The sequence below is a fragment of the Bacillus sp. GM2 genome (genome assembly GCF_056155945.1).
Genome location: NZ_JBRKSZ010000007.1, coordinates 1511014 through 1526588 on the forward strand (window position 1 = coordinate 1511014; position 15575 = coordinate 1526588).

The 15575-nt window shown below is 47.1% G+C and carries 15 protein-coding genes; 13 read left to right on the plus strand and 2 right to left on the minus strand.

Annotation, left to right across the window (positions count from 1 at the left end):
• Window positions 1-7: 7 nt before the first annotated feature.
• On the plus strand, window positions 8-1114 hold the full coding sequence (locus ACVC9U_RS08655; protein ID WP_075754365.1) for a mandelate racemase/muconate lactonizing enzyme family protein: 1107 nt from the start codon (window positions 8-10) through the stop codon (window positions 1112-1114).
• Between the two features lie 91 nt (window positions 1115-1205).
• Window positions 1206-1829, plus strand: coding sequence for a YitT family protein (locus ACVC9U_RS08660; protein WP_075754367.1), 624 nt, complete (start codon window positions 1206-1208; stop codon window positions 1827-1829).
• Between the two features lie 18 nt (window positions 1830-1847).
• On the opposite strand, the gene ACVC9U_RS08665 is transcribed toward ACVC9U_RS08660, so the two are convergent.
• The gene (locus ACVC9U_RS08665; RefSeq protein ID WP_075754369.1) at window positions 1848-2612 is read right to left on the minus strand and encodes a phosphosulfolactate synthase; all 765 of its coding nucleotides are present in this window, start codon (window positions 2610-2612) and stop codon (window positions 1848-1850) included.
• A 613-nt stretch (window positions 2613-3225) separates the two neighbouring features.
• Between ACVC9U_RS08665 and ACVC9U_RS08670 the strand changes: the two genes are divergently transcribed.
• The 7 genes from ACVC9U_RS08670 (at window position 3226) to ACVC9U_RS08700 (ending at window position 10292) form a co-directional block, all read left to right on the plus strand.
• Entirely contained in the window at window positions 3226-3936 is a 711-nt protein-coding gene (locus ACVC9U_RS08670) for a phosphoadenylyl-sulfate reductase (protein ID WP_441390606.1), read from the plus strand.
• A gap of 14 nt (window positions 3937-3950) precedes the next feature.
• Complete coding sequence (locus ACVC9U_RS08675) at window positions 3951-5090, plus strand: inorganic phosphate transporter (RefSeq protein ID WP_061578613.1); 1140 nt, start codon at window positions 3951-3953, stop codon at window positions 5088-5090.
• Window positions 5091-5393: 303 nt separating this feature from the next.
• Window positions 5394-6071, plus strand: coding sequence for a DUF421 domain-containing protein (locus ACVC9U_RS08680; RefSeq protein ID WP_441390609.1), 678 nt, complete (start codon window positions 5394-5396; stop codon window positions 6069-6071).
• A 350-nt stretch (window positions 6072-6421) separates the two neighbouring features.
• Entirely contained in the window at window positions 6422-7273 is an 852-nt protein-coding gene (proC, locus tag ACVC9U_RS08685) for a pyrroline-5-carboxylate reductase (RefSeq protein ID WP_075223382.1), read from the plus strand.
• A 38-nt stretch (window positions 7274-7311) separates the two neighbouring features.
• On the plus strand, window positions 7312-8433 hold the full coding sequence (gene proB / locus ACVC9U_RS08690; protein WP_003182466.1) for a glutamate 5-kinase: 1122 nt from the start codon (window positions 7312-7314) through the stop codon (window positions 8431-8433).
• Between the two features lie 25 nt (window positions 8434-8458).
• Entirely contained in the window at window positions 8459-9730 is a 1272-nt protein-coding gene (locus ACVC9U_RS08695) for a glutamate-5-semialdehyde dehydrogenase (protein WP_075223378.1), read from the plus strand.
• A gap of 211 nt (window positions 9731-9941) precedes the next feature.
• A complete protein-coding gene (locus ACVC9U_RS08700; protein WP_003182462.1) occupies window positions 9942-10292 on the plus strand; it encodes a winged helix-turn-helix transcriptional regulator in 351 nt (116 codons plus the stop codon).
• Between the two features lie 41 nt (window positions 10293-10333).
• Here ACVC9U_RS08700 and ACVC9U_RS08705 read toward each other — a convergent pair whose 3' ends face one another.
• Window positions 10334-10894 (minus strand): NAD(P)H-dependent oxidoreductase, encoded by a 561-nt coding sequence (locus ACVC9U_RS08705; protein WP_003182460.1) that lies wholly within the window; start codon window positions 10892-10894, stop codon window positions 10334-10336.
• 230 nt (window positions 10895-11124) lie between these two features.
• Between ACVC9U_RS08705 and ACVC9U_RS08710 the strand changes: the two genes are divergently transcribed.
• Genes ACVC9U_RS08710 through ACVC9U_RS08725 form a run of 4 tightly spaced genes read left to right on the plus strand, consistent with a single transcriptional unit; the run spans window position 11125 to window position 15567 of the window.
• Window positions 11125-12285: an acyl-CoA dehydrogenase family protein gene (locus ACVC9U_RS08710; protein WP_009328128.1), complete on the plus strand. Its 1161-nt coding sequence runs from the start codon at window positions 11125-11127 to the stop codon at window positions 12283-12285.
• A 31-nt stretch (window positions 12286-12316) separates the two neighbouring features.
• Window positions 12317-13954 carry an AMP-binding protein gene (locus ACVC9U_RS08715; protein ID WP_003182456.1) on the plus strand — a complete coding sequence of 546 codons (1638 nt, stop codon included), beginning with the start codon at window positions 12317-12319 and terminating at the stop codon, window positions 13952-13954.
• Between the two features lie 42 nt (window positions 13955-13996).
• Window positions 13997-15337: an acetyl-CoA carboxylase biotin carboxylase subunit gene (locus ACVC9U_RS08720; RefSeq protein WP_016885417.1), complete on the plus strand. Its 1341-nt coding sequence runs from the start codon at window positions 13997-13999 to the stop codon at window positions 15335-15337.
• 17 nt (window positions 15338-15354) lie between these two features.
• Window positions 15355-15567 (plus strand): acetyl-CoA carboxylase biotin carboxyl carrier protein subunit, encoded by a 213-nt coding sequence (locus tag ACVC9U_RS08725; protein ID WP_003182452.1) that lies wholly within the window; start codon window positions 15355-15357, stop codon window positions 15565-15567.
• Window positions 15568-15575 lie beyond the last annotated feature (8 nt).

A 15575-nucleotide genomic window follows, 5' to 3' on the forward strand; every position in this document is an offset into this window, starting at 1 on the left:
AAAAAATATGCGCATTGAAAAGGTTGACACATTTCCGCTGTTCCACAAGCTTTCCTCCCCTTACGGCGATGCGAACGGATTGAAAAGCTACAGAACATGCTACCTGATTCGGATCACGACAGCTTCAGGCCTGTCGGGATGGGGGGAATGCGCGGATTGGCTGCCTGCTTTGGATGCGGGCTTTAAAAAACGGATCATTCCTTACTTAATTGGAAAAGAAGCGGGCAATCGCACGGAGCTTGTCACCGTCATTAAAAAGTGGCATCAGCGGGCCGCAGCTGCTGTAAGCATGGCTTTAACGGACATCACGGCGAAAAAAGCAGGCCTTTCGGTATGTGAATTATGGGGAGGAAAACTGAGGGAGCAGATCCCGGTCTATGCGTCATTCCAATCATATTCAGACAGGCCCGATTGGAGCCGCCATTCCCTCCGGCTCGTCGAAAAAGCCGTGCGGTTCGGATTTAAAACCGTCAAGCTGAAAGCGGGAGGCAAGTTGTTTTCCGAAGATTTGGCGCATATTCAGGCATTCCAGGAGATGGCAGGGCAAAACACCGGACTGATCCTCGATGCAAACCAGAGTTATGACCAGGCCGCCGCACGGAAGTGGGAAACGTGGTTTTCCGCCTGGGGCAACGTACTTTGGTTTGAAGAGCCCATGCCGTTTGACGTTCCCGCTGAATACCGGATGCTGCGTTCAGCGCTTTCTGTTCCGGTTGCCGGAGGAGAAAATGTAAAAGGCGCAAAACCGTTTTTGCCGATTTTTCTGGAGAACGCAGTCGATATTGCTCAGCCAGATGTTATGCACTGTGACGGCACAGACGATTTTCAAACCGTTCTGAAGCTCGCCAGGCATTTCGGAAAAAGGGTTTCTCCCCACAGCTATGACGGCGGACTTTCAAGAATGTACGCCGTTTTCGGACAAGCCTGTCTGCCGCCTTGGACCAAAATGGACGGAGAAGATATCGAACCGCTCGAATGGGATGCGATGGAGAATCCGTTCACACAACTCGTGCCCGTCAGCATAAAAAACGGCTGCATTCAAGTCCCGGACAAAATCGAAATCGATACAGAGCTCGTAGAAGCGTATGGATGGGACGGCTCGTCTTACATGTGATAGCGCCAACTCGAAAAAATGTGATATTTTTCATTTCCCCTTACATATAGTAGGAAAGAGGACAAGTTTCTTTAAAGGGGATTATATCCGTATGGGAAGAAAGCTCAAAATCGTACAGGCTATCGTGTTGGGCAGCGTGTTACAGGGTCTCGGCATGGCGCTGTTTTTGTTTCCGAATCATATTCCTTCAGGGGGCGCAGCCGGCATCGCTGTTTTGCTCAATTTTTGGTTTCAGGTTCCGCACGGATTAACCGTCTGGGCTGTCAACTTTTCGCTGCTTTTGACGGCCGTTAAATGGCTTGAACCCGTGACAGTCTTCGGGACGATGGGGGCGATTACCATGACGTCCGTTTCGGTGCAGATCTTCGAATCCTGCATGCCCTTCATGACGACGAACAATATCTGGCTGGATTTATTTTACGGATCCGTCCTTTTGGGGACGGGGGTTGGACTGCTATATAAATACAATATTTCTAACGGCGGTTTTGGCGCCCTGGCTTTAATGATATCGATTTACCGCGGCGGAAAACCGGGAACTGCGCTGTTTATGATGAACGCATTTATCTTCCTTTTGACGGCGTCTGTCATCGCCTGGGGAATCGTTATCCAAGCTCTAATCTGCCAGTGGATTTCTACGAGGATCATCGATGCGATTTATCAGATTCGCTTCCGTCCGTTATTGATGCCTATCGCCAGTCTCCGCAATAAAAAATAGGCCGCTTTTCAAACGACCCTAATCATATAAATAAAATGTATCTGATCGAAGTCCCAGTCTCAGCGTTTCAAGCGGAATGGCATCCTGAAACGGTATATTAGCCAAATTGGCGTCAGGACCGATTTTTTCAATGAAACACGTCTGCAGCTGTTTCGTCGGCGCTTCAAAAATTAAATCCCTTGAAGCGATGCCGGAATGAAGGATCTCCTCAATAAGCTGGGACCGCATTTCTCCATCGCTTTTGCACAGCCCGCTCGTGCCGCTTTCCCTCGTTTCCGTGATCACTTTTTCGGCCCCGGCTTCAAGATCTTCGAGGATGTAATCGATCCATTCGGCTGACTCCAGCTCACTGCTGAGGGCGCTGTCTTTGCTGCCGACTTCGCTGAACACGTGAAACTCTTTCGAAAAATCGGAAATAAAGCTTGCTTTATCTTTATTAGAGAGACGGACCGTTCCGTTTGATATTTCCACATAACGACATCCATATAATTTGCAGTAGCGATAGTAATCTTCAATTTTATCCTGGCTTAAAAACTTCTCAAACAATGTTCCGCCAAAAAAGAATTGAACGTCATTTTGCTTCAGACATTCGATTTTCTCAACCAAATATTTCGTAATTAAAGATGTTCCCCAGCCAAATTTCACAAAATCTATATAATCTGCCGCTCCGTGAATCGTATCTTTAAAAAAGTTCAAGGGAACCCCGTTATCAATCAGGATGGTGATCCCTTTCAATCTTGGTTTAAGCTGCCTGTCGGGCAGTATCAGTTCAGAAGAAATCATTGATTACCCCTCACAATCTGCTGTATCTTTCATACTTTTAGGTAAATGTCTGTCGGCCATTATTCAGCTGTCACATTAAGAATTCACCTTTTCCCGTTTATCGTTTCTCCCATTCATGTGTTGCCGTTCGGCAAGGAGTGATCTTCGTCCACCTCCCCATTAGGCAGCATGTTAGCCTCTCATCGCCTGACTTGCTTCTCAACTAGGTATCTATCCATTTTGTGAAGTCAAAGTAAGTATATTCGCCGTCCTTTCATATGGTTCCTCACTAGTTCTTCACAATGAAAACTGACGTAAAAAGAAAGCCTGCGACAGATTCGCGAAGCCCTTACTTAACATTAGAAAATATATCAGTATATCAAATCCGGATCTCTCACCGTCAGTTTTTATTTTTAATGCCACAAGACAGATGTAATGATTGACTGATATGAATCGGTTTATTTCAATTTGGCGCGCCGGGTCTTTCAGATATTCACAAAATTGCTGAAATCAAAACAATTTCCAGATCACATTTAGTTTAAAAAGTGAATAATCTGCCTATATGTTCTTTCAGTTCATGTTTCGTATCAGGGGGTAAGAAAACTAACCTTTAGGACGTATTGGGGGAAAATCGATGAACGATGTTTTAACGTATCACACATGGAATGAAAAAGCTTCTGAAGAGGTGATGGATACTTTCAGCGGCGAGATGGACGTTTTGAAATGGGCGTACAGCACGTATCAAAAAATCGTTTACGCCTGCAGCTTCGGCGCGGAAGGAATCGTTTTGATCGACTTGATTTCAAAGGTTGTGAAAGAAGCGGACATCGTGTTTTTAGATACAGGACTGCATTTTCCGGAAACATATGAGCTGATCAATGAAGTGAAAGATCGCTATCCCGGTCTGTCGATCCACTTTTTAAAACCCGGTCTCTCACTTGAAGAGCAGGAAAAACGCTATGGCAGCGAACTTTGGAAGCGCCAGCCGGACCAGTGCTGCCGCCTTCGCAAAATCGAGCCGCTCAGGGAGCATCTGTCAGGCATGGAAGCCTGGATTACCGGGCTGAGGCGGGAGCAGTCGGAAACACGGAAACATGTCCGATATATCAACAAGGACGACAATTTTAAACTGATTAAAATCTGCCCCCTTATTCACTGGACATGGGAGGATGTCTGGACTTACATTAAGCTGAATCAGCTGACGTATCACAAGCTTCATGATCAAGATTATCCGAGCATCGGCTGTGAGGTGTGTACGCTTCCCGTGACAGACAGCGGCAATTTAAGAGCGGGAAGGTGGGCCCACCAGGAAAAAACAGAATGCGGGCTGCATCAATTCCGGTAGGAGCTGGGTAAAAAATGACGATTACAATTTTGGCATTCATTATCGCTTTGTTTTTTGCCATGAACATAGGAGCGAGCGGAGCAGCAGCGTCGATGGGAATAGCATATGGCGCAGGCGCCGTCAGGAAAAGGCAGGCGGCCTTGTGGATCAGCGGAATTGGCGTATTTCTGGGCGCCATGATAGGCGGAGGAGAGGTTGTGAAAACAATCGGTTCAGGCATCATTCCCGCGTCTATTCTCAATGTGCATATTGTCGTGATTATCCTTGGATCATCCGCGATTTCGCTGTTTATCGCGAACATCGCCGGGATTCCTCTTTCAACCAGCGAGGTGACGGTCGGCTCGATTGTCGGGGTCGGCGTCGCGTTTCAGGCGGTATTTACCGATAAGCTGTTGGTGATCGTCATGTATTGGCTGATCATTCCGATTGCCGCATTTTTTCTCGCTTTTTTAATTGGACAATTGCTGAAAAAGACTGAGGCGAAGCTGCGGTGGCTCAAACAGCAAAAATGGGCGCGGCTGCTTACTGCGCTGGTGATTTTAACCGGGTTTTTAGAAGCTTTTTCGGCGGGAATGAACAATGTCGCCAATTCCGTTGGACCTCTCGTTGGAGCAGGCCTCTTGTCAGTCGGCAGCGGAACGTTTCTTGGAGGGCTGTTCGTGGCTATCGGAGCCATTTGCCTTGGAAGCAGAGTCATTGAGACGAATGGGAAAAAAATCACCGAGTTTTCGCTTTTGCAAGGGTCATGTGTTTCTGGACTCGGTGCGTCCCTAGTCATCGGCGCTTCGCTATTCGGCATTCCCGTGCCGCAAACCCAGATTACGACTTGCAGCATCATCGGGATTGGCCTTTCTGAAAAGGGAAGGGCAATTTTTCGTAAAAGCGTTATTTTGAAGTTAATGAAAGTATGGGTTGTTTCACCGGTTTTTTCACTTGTCATTTCGTATAGTCTCGTGAAAATCTTTCTCGATTTTGATTTATATTCAGTTGTAGTTGTTTTATGTGTTTTTCTTGCCACTCTTGGATCTGTAAGCCTTATGAAACATGCCAGGCAGAAACAATCAGATGTCCGAAGAAACAGGGATCATGTAAAGTCGATCGTTGGAGGAAGGGGGCAAAAAAGAGAGCCTGCCGCATGGAGGGACTTTAGTTAACCGGACCCGCCTGTTTTGGATGATTGGGACTAAGGCCCGGAATCAGCCGGATTTAAAAAAGGCGCTCGTGCAGCTTTATCTGTTTCATTGCCTGATCGTGAGAAGTCATGAGCGGAACGGCACTTCTCAGCCGTATGATCGAAGAAGAGGTTGGCACGACGCCGCTATTTTTTGAAGAATACCAATGGATTGGCAGAAGGCGCGGCGCAGCAGATGGCCCTTTTTCTCAGGAAAAGTATTCCTCTGGTATAAACTACATCCCGATTGTTAACAATGAAGAGAGAGATTCGGGAGGGAACCTTGATGGAATATGTACACTTGGTAGTCGAACTGACGATAGGGTTTGCAGCTTTATTTCTGATGACGAAAATTCTGGGGAAAACCCAATTTGCCCAAATTACGCCGTTTGATTTTATTTCCGCTTTAATATTGGGGGAAATGGTTGGAAACGCGATTTTCGATCAGGATGTCACCATCTGGAAAGTCCTTTTCACCATCCTCGTTTGGGCCATTCTAATCTATTCAATAGAAGTTTTATCACAAAAAGTGCAAAACATCAGAGGTTTTCTCGAGGGCAGGCCAAGTATTGTGATCAATAAAGGAAAAATCGATTATAACGCCCTCAAAAAAAATAAATTGGACCTGAACCAGCTGCAGACATTGGCACGTAAAAAAGGCTGTTTTTCCTTAAACGAGATCCAATATGCCATCCTTGAAACAGACGGTTCGCTCAGTGTCCTGCCAAAACACAAATACGGGATGCCGACAAAAGAAGACTTAAACATCCCTTACAAACCGGTTCAGCTCCCGGTGCCGTTAATCCTCGACGGCGAGCTAGAAAAGAACAATCTGCATGAAGCCGGCTTTGACGAGCTTTGGCTGCAAAATCAATTATCAAGTCAGGGTATCACTCAGTATCAAGAGGTGCTGTATGCGGAATGGCGCGGTGATGAGGGGCAGCTTTACATCACAACATATTGATGTTGGCAGGCGCGGGTTCGACAAGCTTCGAACCCGCGCTTTTTCAATTGCATTCACAAGGCTCGAGGAACATACTTTTTTACCGGTCCGAAAGGCTGTTGATCTCCAAAAAATTCCGTTAAATCATTCAAACGGCCTTCAAATGGCCGGATGACAAACGACAAAAGGTGCACATGAAGATGAAGAATCTGCCTTCAGCCTCCTTTTCTTTTCCTTTTTTCTTCAAAAATCTCCATTTTTCACATGCTCTGCACCGTCCAAGCAAAACACGCAAACTTGACATAATGATCTAAAGTGTTAATATACTAACCGTGTTCGAAAAATACGAACAGAAATGCGAACAAAGGGAGATGTTAAAGATCTTTAATCAAAAAAACGTAGCTTTTATAGGGGCGGGATCAATGGCAGAGGGAATGATCTCAGGCATCGTTCAATCCAAAAAACTGCCTGCTTCGCAAATCTATGTTACAAACCACACGAACCACCGGCGTTTAGAAGAACTCCAGCAGAAATATGGAATACAAGGCGTCAAAAAAGAACAACTTGACTATCAGAACATCGATTGCTTCATCCTGGCGATGAAGCCGAAAGATGCAGAGGGCGCTCTTAATTCCATAAAACCGCATATCAAACCCCATCAGCTTATCGTGTCAGTTTTAGCTGGCATATCAATATCATTTATTGAAAACACGCTGCACGACATGCAGCCGGTCATCAGAATCATGCCTAATACCTCAAGTGCAATCGGCGCATCTGCAACCGCCATGGCCGAAGGAAGCCATGTAACGGCCGATCTGTCAAAAACCGCGAAACAACTGCTTCAATGCATGGGAGAAGTCTATTCCATCGAAGAAAGCAAAATGGACATTTTCACTGGCATTGCCGGCAGCGGGCCTGCTTACTTTTATTATTTAATGGAGCACATCGAAAAAGCGGGAGCCGAGGCTGGATTAAGCCAAAAATTAACAAGGGAAATCGGCGCGCAGACATTGTTAGGCGCCGCCAAAATGCTGTTGGAAAGCCCTGAGGATACAGCTGTTCTCAAAGACAACATCACTTCCCCCAACGGTACGACTGCCGCCGGTTTAAAGGCCTTGGAAGAAAGCGGCGGAGGCGAAGCGATCGAACAGGCGGTCAAACAAGCCGCAAAACGATCCAAAACGATCAGTCTCGAACTGGAACAATTAGTCGCAGCAAAGTAAATGCCCGTAACGAAGAAAAATACTACAGGAGTGATAAAATGACCTCTAATCAACAGAGGGTAGTTGTCAAAGTGGGAAGCAGTTCTTTAACAAGTCTTCACGGCGAAATCAGCAGCAAAAAGCTCGAAAAGCTCGTTGAGCAGATTGTCCGCCTCAAAGATGAAGGACACGAAGTCCTCCTTGTTTCATCTGGCGCTGTAGCAGCCGGTTACCGGAAGCTCGGCTTTATCAACAGGCCGGATACATTGCCTGAAAAACAAGCATCCGCTTCTGTCGGCCAAGGCTTATTAATCGAAGCGTATTCCAAGCTTTTTTTATCCCACGGCTATATCGCTTCACAAATTTTAATCACAAAAAGCGATTTTTCAGATGAAAAACGGTACAACAATGTGAGAAATACGATGAACGTGCTGCTGAAACGCGGCATTATTCCGATCATCAACGAAAATGATACGGTTACCGTCAATCGGCTCAAATTCGGAGACAATGACACGCTTTCTGCTAAAGTGGCGGGTCTGATCGACGCCGACCTGCTGACCATCCTCTCTGATATAGACGGCCTTTATGACGCGAATCCGCGAAAAACGCCGGACGCCGCACTCGTCCAGGAAGTAACTGAAATCACGCCGGAAATAGAAGCTTCAGCAGGGGATGCAGGAAGCGAAGTCGGAACCGGCGGCATGAAGTCCAAACTGGACGCTTTTAAAATTACAATGGCTTCAGGCATCAAAGGGTTTTTAGGGCGCGCGGACACCCCCGGCATTTTGCACGAAGCGATCTGCGGGACTGCGAGGGGAACGTATTTTATACCGAATGCGGATTCACACGCCCTCAACCATAAAAAGCAATGGATAGCATTTAACTCTGGACCTGAAGGAGACATCGTCGTCCACAACGAAAGCAAAGAGTTTATTATCGACCGTAAAAAAAGCCTGTATCCTTCTAGTATTTACGACATCAACGGCCGTTTCAGCAACGGATCCGTCGTTCGAATCCTTGATCAGGAAGGAGAGGAAATCGGCCTCGGCGTCGTCAACTTTTCCTCATCCCAGCTTCGTAAATGGAAGAAGGATACGAATCAGGAAACAGCCGCTTCCTCACAGGCTGTCGTTGACAGAGAAGCGTTTGTCTGTCATTTAGAGCTATCCGTTCCGCTTTAAAAAACAAATCAAAGGAGGAATTGACATGACTGCGACGAGCGAGAGCATCAGTGCACAAATCGAAGAAAAAGCGATAAAGGCAAAAACGGCCGCAAAATCTTTGCGGCTGGCAACTGAAAAAGAAAAGAACGAGGCGCTTGCTGCATTGGCCGACCACCTGAAACAAAACATGAGCTATATTCTCACTGAAAATGCCAAAGATATCGAAGCGGGACGAAAAAAAGGCTATGATGCAGCCTACATCGACCGCCTGTCGCTCAATGAAGACAGGGTTCTGGATTTTGCCGATGGGCTGCTGGAAGTCGCGGAACTTGATGATCCGGTCGGAGAAACGCTATCAAGCTGGACGCTCGACAACGGGTTAAAAGCGGAAAAAGTCAGCGTTCCTCTCGGCGTCATCGGCATGATCTATGAAGCGCGTCCGAACGTAACTGTCGATGCGACCGGGCTTGCTCTAAAATCAGGCAATGCGATCGTTTTGAAAGGCGGCTCTTCCGCCATTCATTCGAATACAGCGATCGTATCGGTCATGCATCAAGCACTTGAGACGACAAACATCCCCCGCGATGCCGTTCAATTCATCGAAAGCACAGACCGAAGCGCAACGAAGCAGCTCTTTAAGATGAAAGAACATATCGATGTACTCATCCCCCGGGGAGGCGGGGCCCTCATTCAGGAAGTCGTTGAGAACGCAACCGTTCCGGTCCTTGAAACGGGAGTCGGCAACTGCCACATCTATATTGACCGGGAAGCGGACCCTGAAAAAGCAATCGATGTCATGATCAATGCGAAAACAGACCGCCCCGCCGTCTGCAATGCGCTTGAAACGCTGATCGTCCACGAAAAATGGCTTGAGGAAAACAGCGCCGCGCTTATCAATGCTTTAAACGAACACGGGATTCAAGTTCACGGGGACGAAAAGGCTGTTCAAATGATTCCAGGCGCAAGACCAGCAGGGGAAGCCGATTGGCAGAACGAATATTTAAGCCTTGATCTCGCGGTTAAAGTCGCAGGAAGTCTTGAAGAAGCCTGCAATCATATCGAAACATACGGAACAAAGCATTCAGAAGCGATTATCACCGAAAATCCGGAAACAGCCAAAGCTTTTCTGAATACCGTTGATGCTGCAGCATTGTACTACAATGCCTCAACCAGGTTCACCGACGGCGGCGCACTCGGATTCGGCGCTGAAATCGGGATTTCTACACAGAAGCTTCACGCCCGCGGACCTATGGGTCTGAAAGAATTGACCACATGCAAATATATCATGAGAGGCGACGGCCATATCAGAAGATAATTAAAGAGACCTGTACTGAAACTGCACCTGGTTTGTCAGACACCATCTGACAATCCGGAGGTGCAGTTTTTTTCGGCTGAATTTACATCCTCATAAAACATGCAGGCGCAGAATTTTTTTACCAGGCACCTTTCAAACTCCTCCCTTTACATCCTTTCAATCACATTACATAATGATCTATGATATAAGAGTCAGAAGGAGAGTGTGCGTTATGCAAATCCCATCCGGAAAAACCTGCGTTCCGACCGGTGTGGAACTTAAAGACACCGGCTTTGGCTATACGTTGTCATTGATAAGCGGCAAATATAAAATAGTCATTCTATATTGGCTGTCTGAACGCGAAGTGATGCGGCATAATGAATTGAAGCGAAGCATCGGCACCATTTCCTTCAAAACGCTAAGCATCATGTTAAAAGAGCTGGAAGCAGACGGCCTTATCATTCGCAGAGAATTTCCCCAAATCCCCCCAAAGGTTGAGTATTCATTATCTGAACGCGGACGCTCCATCGTGCCTTTGTTAAATATGATGTGTGAGTGGGGGGAGAAAAACAGGCTGGGCTGACAGCCTGTTTCAGCCCGAATGATTTTCAGCAAAACCCCTTGCTACATATGATCAATAAAATGCAAATAATCTCGTGCGCTTTTCTCCAATTCTCCTGCTCCCGGCTCATTTTCTTCTTCCTCGTTTCCGCCAGGCTCTTTTTCCTTGCCGTAAAATGCAAAAAATGAACGATAATCTGCGCGGCAATACCGGAATGTCGTTTCAAATGGAACTAATATTTGTTCAAGCGTATACCGGTACCTTCCGTTTTCACGATAATCTTCCTCTTTAATTCCGGCGGATACACCTAATGCCACTTTACGATTGTTTAATCGATCTCCTCCATTTGAACCATAAGCCCAGCCGTAAGCTAATACATCATCAAGCCATTTTTTAAGAAGAGGCGGACAGTTAAACCAATAGATAGGGAATTGCAAAACAAGATTGCCGTGCGATTCCACCAATTTTTGTTCTTTTTCCGCGTCTATGTTTCCATCCGGGTAAACGTCGGACAATTCGTGAACCGTATACTTTTCCGGATATTTTTTGAGTTCCTCTACCCAGCGCTTATGAACCACTGATGTTTCTAAATTTGGGTGTGCAACGATAACTAGCGTTTTCAAAGATTTGCCCTCCTTCAGCATGTTTTCATCTTGAGTATAAAGTTCACACTGCCAATTTGTAAGTATGCACTTTTAGTTCAGGTACTTACATAAAGGTAAGTACCTGTTGGCGATCAAACATGCAATTTACCTGTCCAAAATCCTCTGGCATGAAAAATGCACTTTTTTAATATAATGTTACAAAGCTCTGCTGCCTAAGGAATTTGACGATCCAAAAAGGGGGGCACTTTATGAATTTTGAACTAACCAGAGAACAGCAAATGATTCGTGAACTCGCAAGAGATTTTGCGAAACAGGAAATTGCACCGCACGCCGAACATGTTGACAGGACGGGAGAATTTCCGATTGAGACATTTAAAAAAATGGGGGAGCTCGGCCTCTTGGGGATTCCGTTTCCTGAAAGCTACGGCGGTTCAGGCGGAGATACGATTTCCTATGCACTTAGCGTCGAAGAAATCGGCAAAGCGTGCGGAAGCACCGGTCTTAGCTATGCTGCGGCTGTATCGCTCGGGGCTGCACCGATTTATTATTTCGGCACTGAAGAACAAAAACAAGAATATCTCGTCCCGCTTGCGACGGGCCGGGCGCTCGGAGCATTTGGGCTGACCGAACCGAATGCAGGTTCCGATGCGGGCGGCACCCGGACAAAAGCCCGCTCGGAAGGGGACAGCTATGTGATCAGCGGTGAGAAATGCTGGATCACAAATGCAGGATTTGCCAGGACCGTCATCGTCACCGCCGTCACCGGAATAGATGACAACGGAAAAAACATCATTTCCGCCATCATCGTTCCGACAGATTCGGAGGGCTTCACCATTAAAAGCGAATATGACAAAATGGGTGTCCGCGGCTCGAATACATCACAGCTCATATTGGACAATGTCCGCGTACCAAAACAAAATCTATTGGGAAGCCCGGAAAAAGGGTTTAAACAATTTCTCAATACACTTGACGGCGGCAGAATTTCGATCGCAGCGCTGGCTGTCGGTATTGCCCAAGGCGCATTTGAGGCGGCGCTCACATACGCGCGCGAACGAAAACAATTCGGCCGACCGATCTCTTATTTCCAGGCGATTCAGTTCAAGCTTGCCGACATGGCCATGGAAATTGAGCTCGCCCGCAATATGGTGCTGAAGGCCGCCTGGCTGAAAGATCAAGGACGTCCGTTTACAAAAGAAGCGGCTTTTGCCAAGCTTTATGCCTCAGAAATGGCGTTCAGGACATGCAATCAGTCCATTCAAATACACGGAGGATACGGGTATATGAAAGAGTATGGAGTGGAGCGCATGCTGCGGGACGCAAAATTAATGGAAATCGGTGAAGGCACTTCAGAAATTCAACGGCTCGTCATCGCAAGGCAGCTCGGCATCGGCAAACAAGCGCTGAAATGAAAACGCTTTCTATCGGAAGGGAGGGACAACGTTGGCAGAGCTGCTCCATTTGACAATTGGAAAGTTATTGGAGAAAACCGCGGCAGACGCCCCTGATCACGAGGCTGTCGTCTATCCGGACCGCGGCCTGCGTTATACGTACCGGGAATTTGACCAGTTGTGCAGAAAAGTCGCAAAAGGACTGATGGCGCTCGGTATTGATAAAGGTGAACATGTCGCAATTTGGGCTTCCAATACTCCGGAATGGCTCACCGCCCAGTTTGCTTCGGCAAAAGCGGGTGCTGTACTAGTCACAGCCAACACGAACTATCAATTATCAGAGCTTGAATATGTGCTGAAACAGTCAGATGCCACAACACTCATTTTAATGGAATCATACCGGGGCACTTCCTACATTGATATCCTTTGCAAACTGATTCCTGAATTAAAGGAGGGCGAACCGGGCAGGCTTGCATCTGAAAGACTGCCTTTCTTAAAAAATATTATTTTGCTGGGGGATCAAAGGCATCCCGGCATGTACCTATGGGATGATTTATTAAAGCTCTCAGGGTCAGTAAGCGAAAAAGCGCTTGATCGCAGGATGGAACGGCTCAAAGAGCATGATGTCATTAATATGCAATATACATCAGGTACGACAGGCTTTCCGAAAGGCGTGATGCTCACCCATTCCAATTTGGCAAACAATGCGGCAAATATTGCGGAATGCATGAATTTATCGAAAAAAGACAGAATGTGCATCCCCGTTCCGTTTTTCCACTGCTTCGGCTGTGTACTGGGGACTCTCGCTTGCGTCACCGCCGGCGCGACGATGGTGCCGGTACAAGAATTCAGTCCGAAAGAAGTGCTTTCAGCCGTCGAAACGGAAAAATGCACGGCGCTTCACGGTGTACCGACCATGTTCATCGCCGAACTGAATGATCCAGATTTCGCATCATATGACCTGTCTTCTTTAAGAACGGGCATCATGGCCGGTTCAAACTGTCCGATCGAAGTCATGAAAAAAGTGATCGATAACATGGGGATGTCTGAAATAACGATTGCATACGGACAGACGGAAGCCTCACCGGTCATTACCCAGACTAGGGTCAACGATTCGCTCAAAAGAAGGGTCGAAACCGTAGGGCGCGCTTTGCCGAATGTAGAAGTCAAAATAACTGAACCGGGTACGAACCGGGAGGTTGAAAGAGGCGTTCAAGGCGAGCTGTGCACACGCGGCTACCATGTTATGAAAGGCTACTACAAAAATCCTGAGGCCACGGCAGCGGTCATCGATGAGGATGGATTTTTGCATACGGGAGATTTAGCCGTAATGGATGAAGAAGGCTACTGCCGGATTACCGGGAGATTAAAAGACATGATCATCAGAGGCGGTGAAAACATATATCCGCGGGAAATAGAAGAGTTTTTATACAAGCATCCCGACATTCTCGACGTCCAAATTGTCGGAGTGCCTGACGAAACATTCGGCGAAGAGGTATCGGCCTGGATCAAACTGAAAAGCGGAGCATCGATGACGGCTGACGAATTAAAAGAATACTGCAAAGGCAAAATCGCCCGCTATAAGATTCCGCGCTATATCGCATTTGTAGAAGAGTTCCCGATGACGGCATCAGGGAAAGTGCAAAAATTCAAGTTAAGGGAGCAGGCGCTTGAGCATTTTCAATTGTAATTTTCTCTTTCAAGCGCGACTAACATAAAAGGAGGGACCTTTTTGTTTAAGAAAGTACTGATTGCCAACCGGGGAGAAATCGCCCTCCGGATCATCCGAACTTGTCAACGGCTCGGTATTCAGACGGCTGCTGTCTACTCTGAAGCGGATGCGGAGTCCCTGCATGTCAAAGCTGCGGATGAAGCCTGGCTGATCGGCAAACCGCGGGTCAGTGAAAGCTATTTAAATATTGAAAAAATCATCGAAACCGCTAAAAAAGCGGGGGTCTGTGCCATTCATCCGGGATACGGCCTGCTTTCCGAGAACAGCCGTTTTGCCGAAAGGTGCCTCAAGGAGAATATTACGTTTATCGGTCCGCCGCCTGACGTTATCGCCAAAATGGGAAGCAAAATTGAAGCAAGACAAGCGATGGAACAAGCCGGGGTTCCCGTCGTTCCCGGCGTGACAAAAAGCTTGTCCGGTCTGAATGAAGCCCGGGCTCTTGCCGAATCCATCGGCTATCCCGTGATGCTCAAGGCTTCTTTTGGGGGCGGCGGCATCGGAATGCAGCTGATCCGCAATGAAAGCGAATTAGAAAAAGCATATGAAGTCAACCAAAAACGAGCCGCCGATTTTTTCGGAGACGGGGCTATGTACATCGAGAAATATATCGAACAGGCAAGACATATCGAGATTCAGATTTTAACAGACAAATACGAAAATGCCGTCTATCTTTGGGAGCGGGACTGTTCGATTCAGAGACGCCAGCAAAAAATCATCGAAGAAGCACCTGCTCCGTTATTCGATGAAACCATGCGCACAAAGCTCGGTGAAGCGGCCGTGAAAGCTGCGCTGTCGATCGGCTATGTCAACGCCGGGACAATCGAGTTTTTAGTAGACAAGGAGAATCATTTTTATTTTCTTGAGATGAATACCCGCCTGCAAGTCGAACACCCGGTGACAGAGGAAATTACAGGGCTTGACCTTGTCGAAGAACAGCTCAATATCGCAGCGGGAAAACCGCTTTCCCATAAGCAGAAAGACATTCGGCGGGACGGACATGCGATCGAAGTCAGAATCTGTGCCGAAGATCCGAAAACATTTTTCCCTTCGCCGGGGCGGATTACCGACCTTAAGCTGCCTGAGCAACCGAATGTCCGTCATGAATGCGCAGCAGCCCCGGGTATGACTATCACCCCGTATTACGACCCGATGATTGCCAAGATGATCGTCAAAGGAAGCAGCAGAGAAGAAGCCATCTGCACATTGGCCGAAGCGCTTTCACAATATCAAGTGAAAGGCATTAAAACGAACATTCCGCTCCTTGAAGACATTGTAAGTTCTGACGAATTCCGAAAAGGCGGGGTCCAAACCGATTTTATCAGTCGCTATCAGTCAAAATGAAATCAAGGAGGCGTACTATGAATACTGTTGTCACCAATATGGCGGGAAACGTGTGGAAAATATTAGTGAAAGCGGGGGACAAAATCGAAAAGGGGCAGGAAGTCGCCATTTTAGAATCGATGAAGATGGAGATTCCGATTGTCGCCGAAACGGCCGGAACAGTCAAAACCGTCAGAAAGAACGAAGGTGATTTTGCCGATGAAGGGGATGTCTTATTGGAGCTTCAATAAGGTCTGGA